This window comes from Geodermatophilus africanus (assembly GCF_900107105.1).
Lineage (GTDB): Bacteria > Actinomycetota > Actinomycetes > Mycobacteriales > Geodermatophilaceae > Geodermatophilus > Geodermatophilus africanus.
This window is the reverse complement of sequence record NZ_FNOT01000013.1, coordinates 70923-85771: the sequence shown is the minus strand read 5'-3', so window position 1 is coordinate 85771 and position 14849 is coordinate 70923. Positions and strand designations below refer to the sequence as shown.

The 14849-nt window shown below is 72.3% G+C and carries 17 protein-coding genes; 7 read left to right on the top strand and 10 right to left on the bottom strand.

Going from position 1 to position 14849, the window contains the following annotated elements; translation table 11 throughout:
- Window positions 1–36 precede the first annotated feature (36 nt).
- A complete protein-coding gene (locus tag BLW63_RS19900) occupies window positions 37–600 on the top strand; it encodes a dihydrofolate reductase family protein (protein WP_091160193.1) in 564 nt (187 codons plus the stop codon).
- A gap of 403 nt (window positions 601–1003) precedes the next feature.
- On the opposite strand, the gene BLW63_RS19890 is transcribed toward BLW63_RS19900, so the two are convergent.
- Entirely contained in the window at window positions 1004–2482 is a 1479-nt protein-coding gene (locus tag BLW63_RS19890) for an aromatic amino acid ammonia-lyase (RefSeq protein WP_211517199.1), read from the bottom strand.
- 193 nt (window positions 2483–2675) lie between these two features.
- Window positions 2676–3110: an ester cyclase gene (locus BLW63_RS19885; RefSeq protein WP_170856879.1), complete on the bottom strand. Its 435-nt coding sequence runs from the start codon at window positions 3108–3110 to the stop codon at window positions 2676–2678.
- Window positions 3111–3435: 325 nt separating this feature from the next.
- On the opposite strand from BLW63_RS19885, the gene BLW63_RS19880 reads away from it, so the two are divergent.
- On the top strand, window positions 3436–4017 hold the full coding sequence (locus BLW63_RS19880) for a putative glycolipid-binding domain-containing protein (RefSeq protein WP_211517198.1): 582 nt from the start codon (window positions 3436–3438) through the stop codon (window positions 4015–4017).
- Between the two features lie 398 nt (window positions 4018–4415).
- Window positions 4416–5120, top strand: coding sequence for an alpha/beta fold hydrolase (locus BLW63_RS19870; RefSeq protein ID WP_091160302.1), 705 nt, complete (start codon window positions 4416–4418; stop codon window positions 5118–5120).
- A gap of 667 nt (window positions 5121–5787) precedes the next feature.
- Here the strand turns inward: BLW63_RS19870 and BLW63_RS19865 are convergent.
- Complete coding sequence (locus BLW63_RS19865; RefSeq protein WP_091160183.1) at window positions 5788–6348, bottom strand: ATP-binding protein; 561 nt, start codon at window positions 6346–6348, stop codon at window positions 5788–5790.
- 303 nt (window positions 6349–6651) lie between these two features.
- Here BLW63_RS19865 and BLW63_RS19860 point away from each other — a divergent pair, with 303 nt between their 5' ends.
- On the top strand, window positions 6652–7812 hold the full coding sequence (locus BLW63_RS19860) for an IS30 family transposase (protein WP_091160300.1): 1161 nt from the start codon (window positions 6652–6654) through the stop codon (window positions 7810–7812).
- Between the two features lie 495 nt (window positions 7813–8307).
- On the opposite strand, the gene BLW63_RS19855 is transcribed toward BLW63_RS19860, so the two are convergent.
- The 3 genes from BLW63_RS19855 to BLW63_RS19850 form a co-directional block, all read right to left on the bottom strand.
- Window positions 8308–8751, bottom strand: coding sequence for a hypothetical protein (locus tag BLW63_RS19855; RefSeq protein WP_139263695.1), 444 nt, complete (start codon window positions 8749–8751; stop codon window positions 8308–8310).
- Between the two features lie 795 nt (window positions 8752–9546).
- A complete protein-coding gene (locus tag BLW63_RS27475) occupies window positions 9547–9759 on the bottom strand; it encodes an alpha/beta hydrolase (RefSeq protein ID WP_211517196.1) in 213 nt (70 codons plus the stop codon).
- Between the two features lie 30 nt (window positions 9760–9789).
- Window positions 9790–10461 carry an alpha/beta fold hydrolase gene (locus tag BLW63_RS19850; RefSeq protein ID WP_211517195.1) on the bottom strand — a complete coding sequence of 224 codons (672 nt, stop codon included), beginning with the start codon at window positions 10459–10461 and terminating at the stop codon, window positions 9790–9792.
- Window positions 10462–10783: 322 nt separating this feature from the next.
- Here BLW63_RS19850 and BLW63_RS27470 point away from each other — a divergent pair, with 322 nt between their 5' ends.
- Together BLW63_RS27470 and BLW63_RS27465 are read left to right on the top strand one after the other, a co-directional pair.
- The gene (locus BLW63_RS27470) at window positions 10784–11035 is read left to right on the top strand and encodes a phenylalanine--tRNA ligase beta subunit-related protein (protein WP_211517194.1); all 252 of its coding nucleotides are present in this window, start codon (window positions 10784–10786) and stop codon (window positions 11033–11035) included.
- Window positions 11032–11199 carry a hypothetical protein gene (locus tag BLW63_RS27465; protein WP_211517193.1) on the top strand — a complete coding sequence of 56 codons (168 nt, stop codon included), beginning with the start codon at window positions 11032–11034 and terminating at the stop codon, window positions 11197–11199. Before BLW63_RS27470 ends, BLW63_RS27465 begins: the two co-directional genes overlap by 4 nt.
- Before the next feature lie 206 nt (window positions 11200–11405).
- Here BLW63_RS27465 and BLW63_RS19835 read toward each other — a convergent pair whose 3' ends face one another.
- The 3 genes from BLW63_RS19835 to BLW63_RS19825 all read right to left on the bottom strand — a co-directional run bounded on the left by BLW63_RS19835 (window position 11406) and on the right by BLW63_RS19825 (window position 13469).
- Complete coding sequence (locus tag BLW63_RS19835) at window positions 11406–11690, bottom strand: hypothetical protein (protein ID WP_091160176.1); 285 nt, start codon at window positions 11688–11690, stop codon at window positions 11406–11408.
- A 25-nt stretch (window positions 11691–11715) separates the two neighbouring features.
- Window positions 11716–12495: an SDR family NAD(P)-dependent oxidoreductase gene (locus BLW63_RS19830; RefSeq protein ID WP_091160174.1), complete on the bottom strand. Its 780-nt coding sequence runs from the start codon at window positions 12493–12495 to the stop codon at window positions 11716–11718.
- 146 nt (window positions 12496–12641) lie between these two features.
- Window positions 12642–13469: a polysaccharide deacetylase family protein gene (locus BLW63_RS19825; protein ID WP_091160171.1), complete on the bottom strand. Its 828-nt coding sequence runs from the start codon at window positions 13467–13469 to the stop codon at window positions 12642–12644.
- A 154-nt stretch (window positions 13470–13623) separates the two neighbouring features.
- On the opposite strand from BLW63_RS19825, the gene BLW63_RS19820 reads away from it, so the two are divergent.
- Window positions 13624–14238, top strand: coding sequence for a maleylpyruvate isomerase N-terminal domain-containing protein (locus tag BLW63_RS19820; RefSeq protein WP_091160168.1), 615 nt, complete (start codon window positions 13624–13626; stop codon window positions 14236–14238).
- A 7-nt stretch (window positions 14239–14245) separates the two neighbouring features.
- Here the strand turns inward: BLW63_RS19820 and idi are convergent, their stop codons facing one another.
- A complete protein-coding gene (idi, locus tag BLW63_RS19815; RefSeq protein ID WP_091160166.1) occupies window positions 14246–14797 on the bottom strand; it encodes an isopentenyl-diphosphate Delta-isomerase in 552 nt (183 codons plus the stop codon).
- Between the last annotated feature and the right edge of the window lie 52 nt (window positions 14798–14849).

Here is a 14849-nt window from a genome sequence, read left to right as displayed (position 1 = left end):
TGTACGCCGAGTACCGACTCACCGGAGGCTGACACCATGCGGAAACTGACCTTCGGCATGAACCTGAGCCTGGACGGCTACATCGCCGCGCCCGGCGACGACCTCGGCTGGAGTGTCCCGAGCGACGAGCTGTTCCAGTGGTGGTCCGACCGGGTGGGGGCGACGGGCCTGGCGCTGTACGGGCGCAAATTGTGGGAGACGATGAGCTCCCACTGGCCGACCGCCGACCAGCAGCCGGGCGCCACACCGGCGCAGATCGAGTTCGCCCGCCGCTGGCGGGACATGCCGAAGGTGGTGTTCTCCTCGACGACCAGCACGGTCGACTGGAACACCCGCCTCGTCACCGGCGACGCGGTCACCGAGATCACCCGGCTCAAGACCGAGGACGGCGGCCCCATGGATATCGGCGGCGCCACCCTCGCCGCAGCGGCCATGCGGGACGGGCTGATCGACGAGTACGCGATCGTCACCCATCCGGTCCTGGTGGGCGGCGGCACGCCGTTCTTTGCGGCCCTGGACAACTGGGTGAACCTGACCCTGGTGGAGACCCGGACGTTTCCCGACGGCGTGCTCCTCACCAGGTACGAGACCAGGCGGTGAACACCCGACCCCGGATCGGCCCGGGCTTCGGGCCGCCCAAGGATTTCGTGGTCCTGGACGCCGGGCTGGTCCAGCGTGCGCGGCGGCTGACCGCCGGGCTGACCTGGCGGCGGCGGGTGCTGCTGGCAGGTGCGGCCGCCGCGACCGGCAGCCACTGCCGATGGCTCCGCCGGCCGACGACCCGCGCGCCTGGATGGCGTGGGGCGCCCGGGAGGACGTCGCCGACCTGCAGCGGGCCGGGCTGGTCGTCCCGCCGGTCGCGCAGCCGCGTCCCGGCGGTGCCGCCCTGCCCCTGCTGCGGCCGGCCGACCTGCGGCTGACTCGTCGCGGCATGCTGGTTGCACCCGCTGCTCGCGCTCGGGTTCGTCCGGGACGGCGAGGTGGCCGCGAGCCCTGGGCACGCCTACTTCCCAGGGCTGACCCTTTCCGGGAACCGCTCCCGCAGGATCCGGTGGACGGCGTCCGGGTACGGCTCGGCCGCGGCGATCGCCGTCCGCACGAGGTCCAGCGCGCCGCGCGCGCCGGCCCCCAGGGCCCGCCCGTCCGGCGCCGCGGCGAGGACGTCGGCGGCCAGCAGCAGCTCGACGGCGAGGACGTCCTCCAGCAGGCCCAGCGCGGCGTCGGCCTTGCGGGCGCTCAGCGGGGCGCCGGTGGCGTGGTCCTCCACCCCGTTGTCCAGCGGCGGGACGTCGAGGGTCGCCGGTGCGGCGAGCTGCGTCAGCTCGGCCACCACCGCGGCCGCCGGCAGACGCAGCGCCAGGCCGTGGACGGGCGACTGCGGCGGCCCGGCCAGCTGCCGAAAGAACGCCTCCCACAGGTGGGCCATCCGGCGGTCGCTGAGCTGCCCGACCGCGGCGACGGCGATCCGCAGCGCGTCGCAGGCGATGGCCAGCACCATCGGGTGGAAGTTGCCGTTGCTGACCAGCGCGCGGTCCTCGACCGACACCAGGGGGTTGTCCCCCGCGCCGGCCAGCTCAGTCTGCACCGCCGCGCGGGTAGCCGCGACGTGCTCGCGCAGCGCGCCGTGAACCTGCGGCACCACCCGGAACGACAGCGGGTCCTGCACCGAGACGGCGCCGTCCGGCGCGAACAGCGCGCTGCCGGCCAGCAGCTCCCGCAGGTGGTCGGCCGCCGCGATCTGCCCGGGCACCGGCTTGGCCCGGCCGACGGCGGGGTGCACCACGGACGGGTTGGCCCGCGTCGCCTCCATCGACACCGCGGCGACGACGTCGGCGGCCTCGGCGGCCCGGGCCGCCCGGGCGACCACCAGCGCCGCCTGGCCGACCGACACCCCGTTGGCCGAGATGAGGGCCAGCCCGTCCTTGCCGCTGAGCTCCAACGGGGCGATGCCGGCCCGGCGCAGGGCCTCCCCGCCAGGGAGCACCTCGCCGCGGTACTCGGCCCGTCCCCGGCCGATGGCGACCTGCGCCATCCCGGCCATGTGTCCGATGTCGGCCGCCCCCACCGAGCCGGTCGCGGGCACCACGGGGTGGACCCCGGCGTTGAGCATCGCCACCAGCGTCTCGGCGGCCGCCACCGACGCGCCCGACCCCCCGCGCGCGATGCCGGCGAGCCGCACGGCCAGCGCCGCCCGTACCACGGGCACCGGCAGCGGCGGCCCCAGCCCACCAGCGTGCGACAGGACGAGAAACTGCTGCTCCCCGCGGATCTCCTCCTCGGTCAGCCGAGTGTCGCGCATGTGCCCCACCTGCGTCGTCAGGCCGTAGACGGCCGCGCGCGAGCTCAGCGCCTCGTCGACGACCGCGCGCGCCGCGGTCACGGCATCCCGCGCGCCGGCGTCGAGCCCCACCCGCGCGCCGCCCACGACGGCGAGCAAGTCGTCGACCGACAGGGGCGCGGTACTGATCGTCACGGTCGTCATCGGGGCCTCCGGATCGGGGCGGGAGGACGACGGTAGGCCGCCGGCGGCCGCTCCTGGACGGCCGCGCGCACGGGCGCCTGGCGCGCCGGCGGGGACCGTCGAGCTGCACCGACCACCGGGGAGGGTCATGGACGACGCGGCCCTCGACGCACGGGACGGGTGGACCCGGGACGAGGTCCTGGGCCTGCAGCGGCTAGAAGAGGACAGGCGGAACCGCGACGGTGTCGGGGATGACCCCGATCTGCTTCAGCAGCCCGAGTGTGTCCGAGACCGAGTGCTCCTCGACGAGCTGACGGTTGCGGATGAGGGCGATGCTCATGCCCTTCAGGCGCACTCGCACCCCGCTGGGCGGGAACTCGCCCAGGTCGCCTGTGTGAGTCCCCTCGGCGAGCCAACGCGCCGCGACGCGTTCGTCCACCCCCAGGATGCCCTCGATGGTGAGCCGCAGATCCGGGAAGGCGGTGGTGATCGTCGTGAAGTGCAGCTTGTAACCCTCGACGCCGGAGATGACCGCGGGCTCGCTCGGATCATGACCGCGGTAGTTGGGCGCGATGAAGCGCGGGATCCCGCTGGTGTCCTTGTTGTTCCAGATCTGCTCGTAGTGCGCGCGGAAGACTGCCTCGGACATGGCGCACCCCCTCCATGCGGCCTCTGGCACCGAGCGTCGACCGTAGGGCTCCGGGGGCGGGCGGCCGCCGGAGGCGGTCGGGAGTGGCGGAGGCCCACAGCGGGTCGCGACCAGTGGAACCCCGGCGGACACGGCGGGTCGGCGCGGACGAAAAGACGAGTCGCTGACCGGCATCACCACCGCTCACCGAGCCGCGAGTGCCTGCGGCCGAGGCGCTGGTCCACGAAGGCGACAGACGGATCCGTCTGAGGCACCGGCGGGCATGACCAGATCGAGGCCCGACTGCTGCTTGATGAGTCCCCGCTCCGGCGGCCAGGGTGAGGACGTGCCGTTCCTCCCGCTGCCCACCAGCGCGGCATGGGCCCATCAGGATGCCCGCTGCGGCTTCGAGGTCGTCTACTTCCGGGCCCTCGACGACGGTCATCTGCTCACCGGCGCCACGACCGCGGTCGAGGGCGGGCAGCCCTGGATCGTCGACTACGAGATCCGGGTCGACGTCGGCTGGCGCACCCGCAGCGCTCGCGCGACCGGACGCTCCAGTACCGGCCTTCGCACGCGGCTGCTCGAGGGTGATGGCGAAGGTCGCTGGCGCATTGACGGGGAGCCGGCCCTGCACCTGGACGGCTGCCTGGACGTGGACCTGGAGTCCTCGGCGATGACCAACGCCCTGCCGGTGCACCGTCTCGCCCTGACCGCTGGTGCGACGGCGCCATCGCCGGCCGTCTATATGCGAGCTCTCGACCTGGGCATCGAGCGCCTCGAGCAGCAGTACACACGGGCCGGCGATCAGGATGGGCATCAGCGCTATGAGTACACCGCGCCGGTGTTCGACTTCTCCTGCCAGCTGGTCTACGACGAGGCTGGCTTGGTGTTGGCGTATCCCGGCATCGCCGTCCGCGCCTTCTGACGCGCGCTCGCGCGTACTGATTCGGTTGTTGGCAAGGGATCCCTGCGGGACGGTGCTCAGCCGACCAACCAGACGGTCTTCGGTGCGCCGGTAGCCGTTCGCCTCGCGGGACAGGGCTGCGGGTCGTCGGTGGAGCAGCTGGGAAGCCAGTCGCCCATAGCGGCCCACTTTGGGACACGCTGCCGGTCGACGGTGAGCAGGCGACGGAGGAAGTCGCGGTCGACCGTGAGGCCGAATGCCGCGCACTGCCGCAGCCCCGTCCCGGCCGCCGAGGTGACGAGTGCCGGCATCTCTCTGGCATCGCCTCGGTGGGAGCCTGCCCCGGCCCGCCCTCACCGCCGCGGGCCTGATCGGTGCGCCTCTGGTGTCACCGGTACCTTCCCGGCACAGTGTCCGACGTGCGCCCGTCGGGGGATCGATGGCTGCTGTTGCACGGCACTCCGCTGACCCCGTCGGTGTGGACCGACATCGCCGCCCACCTGCAGCACACCGGCGCGGTGCAGTGCCCATGGGCCACGCCCCGCAACGCCTCCGAAGCGCAGCCGGACGTGGCGCGACGGTTGCGCGATGACCTCCACGACGTCACGGGCAACATGCACGTGGTCGGTCATTCCTTCGGCGGACAGGTCGCCTTGGAGCTCGCGCTGGCCATGCCGCGGCGGGTACGCAGCCTGACCAGCCTCTGCAGTCGGGACACACCCTTCCCGGCGTTCGCCGCCGCCGCGCGGGCCGTCCCCGGATACGGCCCGGCCGATCTCGACGCAGTGCTGTCCCGCTGGTTCCGGCCGGCCGACCTTGCCGCCGAGGGCTCCCTGGTTCGGTACGCCCGCCGATGCCTGCTCACTGCTGACCGAGCGCCGTGGGCCGCCGCCCTGCGCGCGATCGCCAGCTACGACCGGTCGGACCGGACGCCGACGATCGACGTTCCGGTCACCCTCATCGCCGCCGAACTCGACCAGGTGTCCACGCCGACAGCGATGACCGCCATGGCCGGTCGGCTACCGCACGCGCGGCTGCACGTCCTCCCCGACGCGGCCCACATGTCGCCGTTCCTGCATCCCGAGGCACTCGCGCAGATGATCGCCGAAGGCCGCGGCCACTGACCCGCTGCTCCCGCGCCACTCCGTCCGATCGGGTCGCCTCCGAGGCATCCCGTGCGCACCTGTCCTTGAGGCCGCCTTGCGTCCTCAAATGGCCCACTAAGGGACGGGCCTCCGCTCCTCAGAAACGGGCGGGAACCGGAACAAAACGTCCGTAAGCGCAGCGTTTTCGGCCGCTGCGCCGGGTTAAGCAGCGTGCCGATCCTTGGGGGTATGGCTTGAGCAGCGAGGCCAGTCCCCTGTCCGCGGCCAGGCAGGCCGGGAGCGGGAGCAGCAGCATGGAAACAAGTGAGCGGGTCACGTGGGAGGACTGCCCGAGCTGTCAGCGGCCAGCAGCTGTCGGGTGGGTGGACGGGCGGCCCATCGAGTTCGACTGTGCTGGTGGCTGCTCTCTGACCTCGACCGAGCTACAGGGCTTCGCTGCCCGTCGCAGTCGACCGCCGGTCGAGTGGTTGACGCGTCCGTAGTGGCTGGTGCCCTTGCGCCCCTGACCGTGCGCGTGTCCCTACGCGGTCCGCTGGAGGGACACGGCCCACTCAAGGACAGATGAAGGGTGCGGCCCCGCCGCCCACTTCTAGAGCGGCGGGGCCTAACCGTCCCGGCTCCCCGGGGGGTCGCGACGGCTGCCTGTGGACTCTCCCAACGGTCCAGATCCGGCCCTGCTCGGGTTTTAGGACGCCCGACGTTCCTCATGTAGAGGCTCGGCATCTAGAGGCTCGGTGCCGGTGCGGTGTTTCCGTAGGGTCACGGTGGTGCCGCGCGCATCGCTTGTGACGGTGGCGTCGGCCAGGGCACGCATCATCGCTAGGCCCGGGCCGCGGTCGGAACTGGACTTGGGCTGCCGCCACTGCCCGTGGTCTTGGACGACGATGGTCACCGATCCATCGTCGATCTTGGTGGATACGTCGAAGAACGGCTCTCTCGGTAGGTGCGGGTGCTCCACGGCGTTGTTTGCCGCCTCGCTGACGGCCCGCAGCAGGTCCTCGAGCTCATCGAAGGGCAGCCCGGTTCCACCGAGGAGCACGCGCAGCTCCCAGCGCATCGAGACGACCGAACGCAAGTCAGTGTGAAAGCGCCACTGGCAGCGCCGCCCATCCGCCGTGGACTCCCAGTACGGCCAGGCGTCGCTGGTCGTGCGGTTGGCCTGCGGCTGGCTCTGCTGGTTGCGCTGCTGGCTGATGGCGTCGGGGACTGCAGAGTCGCCGGACTCGGCGGAGGAGGTGTAGACCACGACCGGCTCCCTCAGTGATGAGGTCGCCGGGTCCGGGGCCACCAGGTGGAACGACTGAATCGCTCAAGGCGGGGATACCCCGACCCTGCGCGTGCGGAACATCGATTCGACCTCACGCGCGCCGTCTTGCACCGTGTCCCTGAAGCCGCCCTCAGGGACGGGTCAGATACCGCAGCCGCCGTCACGCACGGAGATCCCCTGCGGGACACCGGTGGCTGGCGTTGCCGAACGGCGCGGGCGTTTCCGTGTGGGGTTCCCCGGGTTCTTGCGGTGGTCGCAACACCACAGGATGTGAGGGTGTTGATGGCCGTTCGTTTCTCCAACCAGCTTGTCGCCGAGTTCTACCAGCCGTTCTGGGCGGCGCTGCAGGCTGGTGAGTTCCTGACCGACGCTGCCGCGATGGCCGGCACTCATCGCTGGCGGGGTCTGAAATGGCTGCGCGAAGCCGGTGGTGTGCGCCCCCGCCGAGGCCGGACCCTCAAGGGCCGCTGCCTGACTTTCGCCGAGCGTGAGGAAATCGCCCTCGGGCTGGTTGCCAACGAATCGTTGCGCTCGATCGCCACTCGACTGGGTCGAGCGGCTTCCACGATCTCTCGTGAAGTAGGCGGCAACAGGGACGCCCGGGGCCGGTACCGGGCCACGGTGGCGCACGCACGCGCCTACGAGCGCGCCAGCCGGCCCAAGTCCGCCAAGCTGGCCACCCACGTGGTGCTGCGGGCGCGAGTGGAGCAGGACCTGGAGAAGAAGTACTCCCCGGAGCAGATCGCCGGCCGGCTGCGTGCGGACTTCCCCGAGGATCCGGAGATGTGGGTGTCCACCGAGACGATCTACCAGTCCCTGTACGTGCAGTCCCGCGGCGCGCTGCGCCGTGACCTGGCCCGATGCCTGCGCACTGGCCGGGCGCTGCGGGTGCCCAACCGGCACGCCAACCAGCGCAGGAACCGCATCCCGAACATGGTCAACATCGCCGAGCGCCCACCGGAGGCTGCTGACCGGGCGGTGCCCGGGCATTGGGAAGGTGATCTGATCATCGGGCGGGCCAACGCCACCGCGATCGGCACCTTGGTCGAGCGCACCAGCGGCTACACGATGCTGGTTGCGCTGCCCGACGGATACAAGCCCGAGCAGGTCGCCCCCGCCCTGACCGAGAAGATCAAGACGCTGCCGGAAATTCTGCGCGGATCACTGACCTGGGACCAAGGCGCGGAAATGCGCGACTGGGAGCGCATCGGCGTCGATGCGGACATCGATATCTATTTCTGTGATCCGCACGCGCCCCGGCAGCGAGGAACGAATGAGAACACCAACGGCTTGCTGCGCCAGTACTTTCCGAAAGGCACCGACCTGTCGGTGCACAGCCAAGCCGATCTCGACTGGGTGGCTGCCGAGCTCAACGACCGGCCCCGCAAGCGGCTAGCCTTCCGCAAGCCGATCGAGGAGATCGGACCGCTCCTGTTGCGATGACCGCTTGGATCCGCCGTTCGCCTTGCGGGACAGGGCTGCGGGTTGTCGGTGGCTCAGCTGTGGAGCGAGTGGCCCATAGCGGCTCACTCTAGGACACCCTCGGTCGCCGAGGTTAGGTTCGGGTGACTGGTCACTCAGGGACGGGGAGGACCACCAGTGGATCGCCACCGACGGCGGCTCGCGCTGTTCCCCGGCCGGTGTCGTGCCGTTTCCTGCGACGGTGGTTACGGGATACACGTCCATAGCTGGCTGTGGAGCCCGCAAGATCCGCTCGGTCCGGCGGAACCGGGTGGGGCAACTGGGTGTGGACGTCAGTGAGGTGTCTCGGGACCAATGGCCGCCGGTGACTTGGTGACTACCCGGCACTCCCTGCGCGTTGGTGCCCCATAGGCTGCCTCGCGGCGAGCCCTGTCGTAGTCGCATGGCGGCGCAGTTGGGGACGATCAGGGTCCGAAGCTCACCGAACGTCTGCGCTGGGCTCCCACGGCCAGAGTTCTACGGCGGATGCAGTTGTCGCACGGAGCGGCCCCTCCGGGATCTGCGTCTCGGTGCTGCCGAGGCCGAAGTGCGGCCAGGAGAACCGGACTGTGAGCCCGACAGCGGATTGGGCGTGAGCCAGTACTCGCCGTCGCGGCGGTCGTGCGCTCCGCCGGCCCGCCAGCCGATGATCACCGTCCGGTCACGTAGCGCGTCGAGTCGACCGAAGGCTTCGCTGAGGTCGAGCGGGAACGCCTCTGTGCCGTCCGCCACCGTCACGTCGAACTGCGGGGACGGGACGACCGGCAGGCCGGCCCGCTCGGCCAGGCGGACGTGGGTCGGGCCGAGCGGGTGTCCGGGGCGGGAGCGGGCCATGAGGTGGAACTGCAGCCCGGTGCTGTAGGCGTGGATGGACATGAGCGCGACAGCGACGGTCTGCGAGCGGCCCAGCAAGCGACGCACGGGCAGGAGGCCGGGGATCTCGTTCGGGCGCGGCTCCATGTTCAACCGCTTGCGAGCGAACTCGGTCTAGAGGTTGAAGGCGTCACCATCGCCTGTACCTGGTCCCGAACCTCCCATGGGTGGGTAGCCCGCATAAGCATGCCGACCCTGCGGCAGGGCAGTCGCCCGGAGGCCGCCCTCGCGGCGAGCCCAGTCGGTGTCCCATAGCGCGGCCCATTAGCGAACACCGGCAGGTCGTTCGCTTACGCCTTCAGCCTGGAGCTTCGAGCATAGGTCGCGAAGCGTCCGGGTTGGCCAGCGATCAACCGCTGAGGGGAGCTGGACTGGGACACCTCCAGCTGGATGAGGCCGGTGGACTGGCTTGCGTTCGCGGCGGCGCTCGCCGTGGTTTTGAGCGTTTCCTCGTGTGGCACGGGTTCGATGCGTGGATGTGGCGGCGAGCGCCGCGTCTGCGTCTACCCGTGGCGGGCGGACTGTTCCTTGTCCTGGCAGTCCATACCGCGTGGGTCGTTGGTGACCAATCCGAGAGCGTCTTCTAGGGCACCCTGGCCGCTTGTGCGATCGGCGCGGTCGTCGGACAGCTGCGACTGGTCCGACGGAAGAACGGCGCTGCGAGACCGTAGCGCGCTTGTACCCATGCCTGCGGGTAGCTGAAGGGCCTTGCGGGAGACGGCGTTGGTCTGTCCGTAAGCCGCCCTGAGACAAGTCGTGGGACGCCTCGGCCGCCGTCACGAACAGGGATCCCTTGCGGGATCGCTGGTTGGGTCGTCGGCGGAGCGGTGTGTCGGGCCGGGCTCAGCGGCCAGAGGCGTCAACAGCGTCCACGGCATCGAGGTGGGCCTCCAGCGCACGGCCGAGGGGAGCCAGCACGGCGCTGGGCAGCGCATGGCCCATGCCCGGCACCTGTACCCGGTGCGCGGAGCCGATCGCCCGCTGTAGGTGCTGGGCGTTCGGCGGCGGGTAGGCAGGATCGGCGGGCGCCTCGATCACGAACACCGGCGTGGTCACCGCGGCGAGCTCGGCACCGCGCTCGAGCCCCTAGGTGCCGGCGCGGGCGTGGGCGGTGGCCGAGCTGGCATCCGGTGATCCGCCGTGGGCGATGACCTGCTGCTCCAGGGTCCGGAACTCGGCGGCGTCGAAGGGCACCTGGCCACCGTTGAGCACGCGCCAGTGCTCCACCCGCCAGTCGAGCTCAGCGGCCTCATCGCGCGGCTCTCCGAGGGACGCCCACAGCGCGAGCAGCTCCTCCGACGGTCCGGGCACCTCCTCCTCGCCGGGAGCCCCGGGCAAGGCGCCGGTACAGAACAGCGTCGCGGAGAGCAGACGGTCGGGGTGGTCGAGCAGCAGCAGCTGCACCAGGTAGCCGCCCATCGACATGCCCACGGCGTGCGCCCGGTCGATGCCGAGGGCGTCGAGCACGGCGACGGCGTCGCCGGCCAGGTCGCGCAGCGCGTAGGGGTGCTCGTCGAAGGCGCGGGTCGAGCGGCCGGTGTCGCGGTGGTCCCACACCACCACGCGGTGGCGGCGCCCCAGCCGCGCCACCAGCGCCTCCGGCCAGGCGACCCCGGCCGAGGCCGCGCCCATGACGAGCAGCACCGGGCTCCCCGCGAGGTCGCCGCTCTCCTGGACCCAGAGCTCGTACCCGCCCTCGACGCGGACGAGGTCTTCCCTTGGCGCGGCGGGACTCTCCGGGTGGTGCTCGGCACGCATCAACCCATCCTCGACGCCCGCTCGCGGGCACGCCACGGAGTTCCCGCAGGCGGTCAGCGGGGCCGGGGCGCGGGGCCGAATGATCCCGAGCTGCCCGTGGATGATCGTCGATTACCTTCACCGCGATGTCCGACAGTCCTTTGCCCCTGCGGGGGCTGCTGGCCGGCCGCCCACCTGCTCATGACAGGGCTGACCACGGTGGTCGCGGTGGCCGTCGTCATGGTGTCCGCGCTGAGGATCCCCTGCGGAACAGACAGCGCCGGCTCGCCGACGGTCCTCACCGACGCCTGACCTCCCCTGCCCAGCGACTCCCGGAGCGCCCGTGCCACGCATCCACCCGGTGGTCGACCTCTGCGACGCCGTCTCGCTGGCCACCGCCGTGCCGATCGCGGTCTTCGACCTCGACCGGATCGACGGCGACCTGCAGGTCCGCCCCGCCACCGGCGACGAGCGCTACCAGACCTTCGGCGGCGACACGGAGCACCCCGAACCCGGAGAGATCGTCTTCGCCGGCGCTGAGGGCAACGCGCACGCCCGGCGGTGGACCAACCGGCAGACGGGCTGTCCGCCGTGAGCCCGGCGACCACCCGGGTGATCATCATCGCCGAGGCTCTGCACGACACCGCCTCCGAGGACGTGGCACGCCTCGTCGCCACCCTCGCCGACGCGCTCGCCGCCACGTGGCCGGCCGAGCCGGTGACCGCTCACCTCAGCGCCGAGCGACCCGCCTTCACCTAGCGAGAGCGGGCTGCCCGAGGTCCGAGCGTGGCGTCGCGCCTTCACCACGATGGGCCTCAAGCCCACGCAGTACCGCTGCGCCTCCGAGTCGCTCCTGCAAGGACGACGACCTGCCAATGGTGACCACCCCTCCCCCGCGACCGGCAGCCACGAGCACGTTCCCTACCGCACACGGGCTCCCCGGCGGCGGGCCGGGGAGCCCGTGCTCAGGTCCGGTCCTGCTCCGGCGGGGAACTGAACCGGGCGCTGAGCCCGTCGCCCTGGTCCCCTCCCTCGCCCGGAAGCGGCGCCTCGTCCTCCGCCGCGCGCACGACGGCGTCGTCGGCGAGGTCGTCGTCCTGCCGGCCGACCGGGGCGTCGCGCTCGAGCGCCTCGAGCACCCGCCGCTCGTCGTCGGTCAGGTCGCCGGCACCCAAGTGCTCCCCGGGCCCACCGGCGTCCGACCCGCTGGCCATGGCCGTGTCGGGGTCGAGGTCGTCCGGGCTGGTCATCGTCGCCTCCTCGGGCGGGTACCCGTCAGCGCGGGAAGTTCGGTTCGAGACGCGGCACGATCTGCATCTCCGGCACGAAGGCCGCCGGGTGCAGCGTCACCAGGTAGCGCACCATCTCCGCGACCGCCGACGGCGGCATCATCAGGTGGGCCGGGATGCCCCACTGCTCCATCATCGGCGTGTCCATCGCCGCCGGGATGACCGCCTGCACGCGGCACGGGAAGGGCCGCTCGACGCCGTCCTCCCCCCGGACCGCTTTCTCGCGCAGCTCCCGCTGGATGCACCGGGTCGCGTTGAGGAAGCCGGCCTTGGAGCCGTTGTAGGCGATCGCGCCGCTGCCGGAGGTGATCGCCGAGAGGCTCACGATGTGGACCACGTCGGCGGTGCGGCCCTCGGGCAGGTGCTGCACCCGCTTCACGAACTCGCTGGTGAGGAAGACCGGACCCTCGCAGTTGACCGCCTGCACCCGCTGGTAGTCGGCGAGGTCGATGTCGGTGACGTAGCCGGGCCGGTCGATGCCGGCGACGTTGGCCAGGATGTCGAAGGCGTCGCCGTGGGCGTCGGAGAGCGCCGCGACCACCGCGCGGCGGCTGGCGTCGTCGGTCACGTCGAGCGCGACGACCTCCGCGGACCCCCCGGCGTCGGCCACCAGCTCGGCCGTGGCCTTGGCCCCGGCCTCGTCGATGTCGGCGATCGCGACGTGCGCGCCGGCCTCGGCCAGGGCCACGCAGGTCGCCCGGCCCAGTCCGCTCGCCCCGCCCGTGACCAGGGCCACCCGTCCCTGCAACGCCCTGCTGTCGGCCATCCGCTCCTCCGTCGGTCGATCGAGATGTCGCCGACCAGCCTGGTGGATGCCGCCGCCCGTCGCAGGTCGGACGATCACACGACCGTGCGCACTCGTCGCCCTCGGCCCCGGTCCGCTCCGCGCTCGCTGCTGGGCTCCCGACGGCGTCAGACGACGCCGGCGCTCCCGGACGCCGTCCGCACGCCGCCCAGGCCGGTGCCCCACACGTCCGCCAGCGTCACCGTCTGCAGCCCGCGCTCGGCGATCAGCTCCAGCAGCTCGTCGTAGACCTTCGTGATCGTCACCTGGTTGGCGTGCCCGACGACGATGGCCTGCGCGGCGAACCACCGGTCGGCGGCGTCGACCAGCTCGGCGGCGGTGAGCAGCCGGTTGTCCTCCAGCGTGCTGTTCCACATGACGACCGTCGGGTGCCCGAGCTCGGCGCTGATCCGCCGGACCCGCGCGTCGTGCGCCCCGAACGGCGGGCGCATGAAGGGCGTTCGGACGCCGAAGGTGCTCTCGATCCAGTCCCGGTTGCGGCCGATCTCCTCGGCGATCTGGTCCTCGGAGAGCGTGGTCAGGTCCAGGTGCGACCAGGTGTGGTTGCCCATGGCGACCTGCCCCGAGTCGATGAGCGGCTGCAGCTCGTCGCCGTTGTCCTCCCAGGAGGAGTAGCGGCCGTTGGGGAAGAAGGTCAGCCGGACGCCGCTGTCCCGGGCGAACCGGCACAGCGACCCGACGACCTTCGAGCTGGTGCCGTCGTCCAGGGTGAGCGCCAGCGACGTGCCGTCCCCCGGGAGCCGGTCGACGACGCCGGCGGGCGCGGGGAGCACGCGGGCGGGCAGCCGTGCCGCCGCGACCGGCTCTACCGGCTCGGCGGCCGCGGCGGTGCTCACCGGCGCCCGCGTCGGGTCGACGAGGCCGACCGTGCCACGGCCGACGGCCGTGCCGGCCAGCCCCGCGGCGAGGAAGAGGAGGAACCGACGGCGCTCCATGCGGCGGACGCTAGGGAGGCGCGTGCGCGCGTCCGCGCAGCGACACGGGGCGCCCGGGTGGCCGGCACCCCCCGTGCCCTGGTGCTCACCGGCCGTGCTCGGCGGCCCGCCGCCCACCGCCCGCAGCTGCCCTCGTCGGTCTAGCGTCGTCCGCGTGGGAGTGCCCTGGGACGACTCGCGTCGCGCGTTCACCGACGCCGCGCGGTGGTTCGTCGGCACCGCCGCCCTCGTCGGGGACCGGTGGTCCCGGCCCGGCCTGGGCGAGTGGGACGTCCGCGCCCTGGTGGGCCACACGAGCCGCTCGCTCCTGACGGTCGAGACCTACCTCGCCCGCCCAGCCTCGACCGTCGAGGTCGCCTCCGCCGGCGACTACTTCCGCACGACGAGGGCGGCCGCCGCCGACCCCGCCGTCGCGGCACGCGGGCGGGACGCCGGGGCGGCCCTGGGCAGCGACCCGGCCGCCGCCGTCGCGGAGATCGCCGCGCGCGTGCTCCCGCTCGTCGAGGCCCGGGACGGCACGGAACTGCTGACGACGATCGCCGGCGGCATGCGGCTCGCGGACTACCTGCCCACGCGGACGTTCGAGCTCGCCGTCCACACCGGGGACCTCGCCACGGCCCTGGGCGCGCCGCTGGACGTCCCGGCGACGGCCGCGGCGCAGGCACTGGGGCTGGTCACCGACCTCGCCGTCGCCGAGGGCCACGCCGGCCCGCTCCTGCTCGCCCTCACCGGCCGGACAGGCCTCCCGTCGGGCTTCGCGGTGCTCTGAGTGACGGTCAGCCGACGGGGACCAGGCCGGCCGCCTCGATGAGGCGGGCCTGCTCGCGACACCAGGGCGACCAGGCGTCGCCGTCCTGCGACTCCTGGCGCTCCCGGAAGGCCGCCCAGTCCAGCAGCTCCCACTCGCCGACCTCGTCCGGGTCCGGCGCGGGGGTGCCGGAGAAGCGGCCGAGGTAGACCGGGCAGACCTCGTTCTCCACGACCCCGCGGAACTCCGCGCGGTAGCGGTAGCCGGGCAGCGCCGGGCGCAGCCCGTCGACCTGCAGCCCCAGCTCGAAGGCGGCCCGCCGGGCGATCGCGTCGGCGTCGTCCTCCCCGGGGCCGGGGTGGCCGCAGACGGTGTTGGTCCACATGCCGGGGAAGGTCTGCTTCCCGTCGGCGCGGCGGGTCACCAGCAGCCGGCCCGCGTAGTCGAAGAGGTACGCCGAGAAGGCCCGGTGCAGCGGCGTCTCCCCGTGGTGCACCAGCGGCTTGGGCATCGTGCCGATCGCCGTCCCGTCGTCGTCGAGCAGGACGATGAGTTCCTCGGTTGCCGTCACGCCGCCCATCCTCCTCGATCGGCGGGGCGGACGCCCGGGCTCCCCGCGACGATCAGCTGGG

Bases quoted from the DNA above. Each gene is read 5' to 3' on its own strand.
- BLW63_RS19900 (WP_091160193.1), top strand. From the start codon at position 37: ATGCGGAAACTGACCTTCGGCATGAACCTGAGCCTGGACGGCTACATC.
- BLW63_RS19890 (WP_211517199.1), bottom strand. From the start codon at position 2,482: ATGACGACCGTGACGATCAGTACCGCGCCCCTGTCGGTCGACGACTTG.
- BLW63_RS19885 (WP_170856879.1), bottom strand. From the start codon at position 3,110: ATGTCCGAGGCAGTCTTCCGCGCGCACTACGAGCAGATCTGGAACAAC.
- BLW63_RS19860 (WP_091160300.1), top strand. From the start codon at position 6,652: ATGGCCGTTCGTTTCTCCAACCAGCTTGTCGCCGAGTTCTACCAGCCG.
- BLW63_RS19850 (WP_211517195.1), bottom strand. From the start codon at position 10,461: ATGCGTGCCGAGCACCACCCGGAGAGTCCCGCCGCGCCAAGGGAAGAC.
- BLW63_RS19835 (WP_091160176.1), bottom strand. From the start codon at position 11,690: ATGACCAGCCCGGACGACCTCGACCCCGACACGGCCATGGCCAGCGGG.
- BLW63_RS19830 (WP_091160174.1), bottom strand. From the start codon at position 12,495: ATGGCCGACAGCAGGGCGTTGCAGGGACGGGTGGCCCTGGTCACGGGC.
- BLW63_RS19825 (WP_091160171.1), bottom strand. From the start codon at position 13,469: ATGGAGCGCCGTCGGTTCCTCCTCTTCCTCGCCGCGGGGCTGGCCGGC.
- idi (WP_091160166.1), bottom strand. From the start codon at position 14,797: ATGGGCGGCGTGACGGCAACCGAGGAACTCATCGTCCTGCTCGACGAC.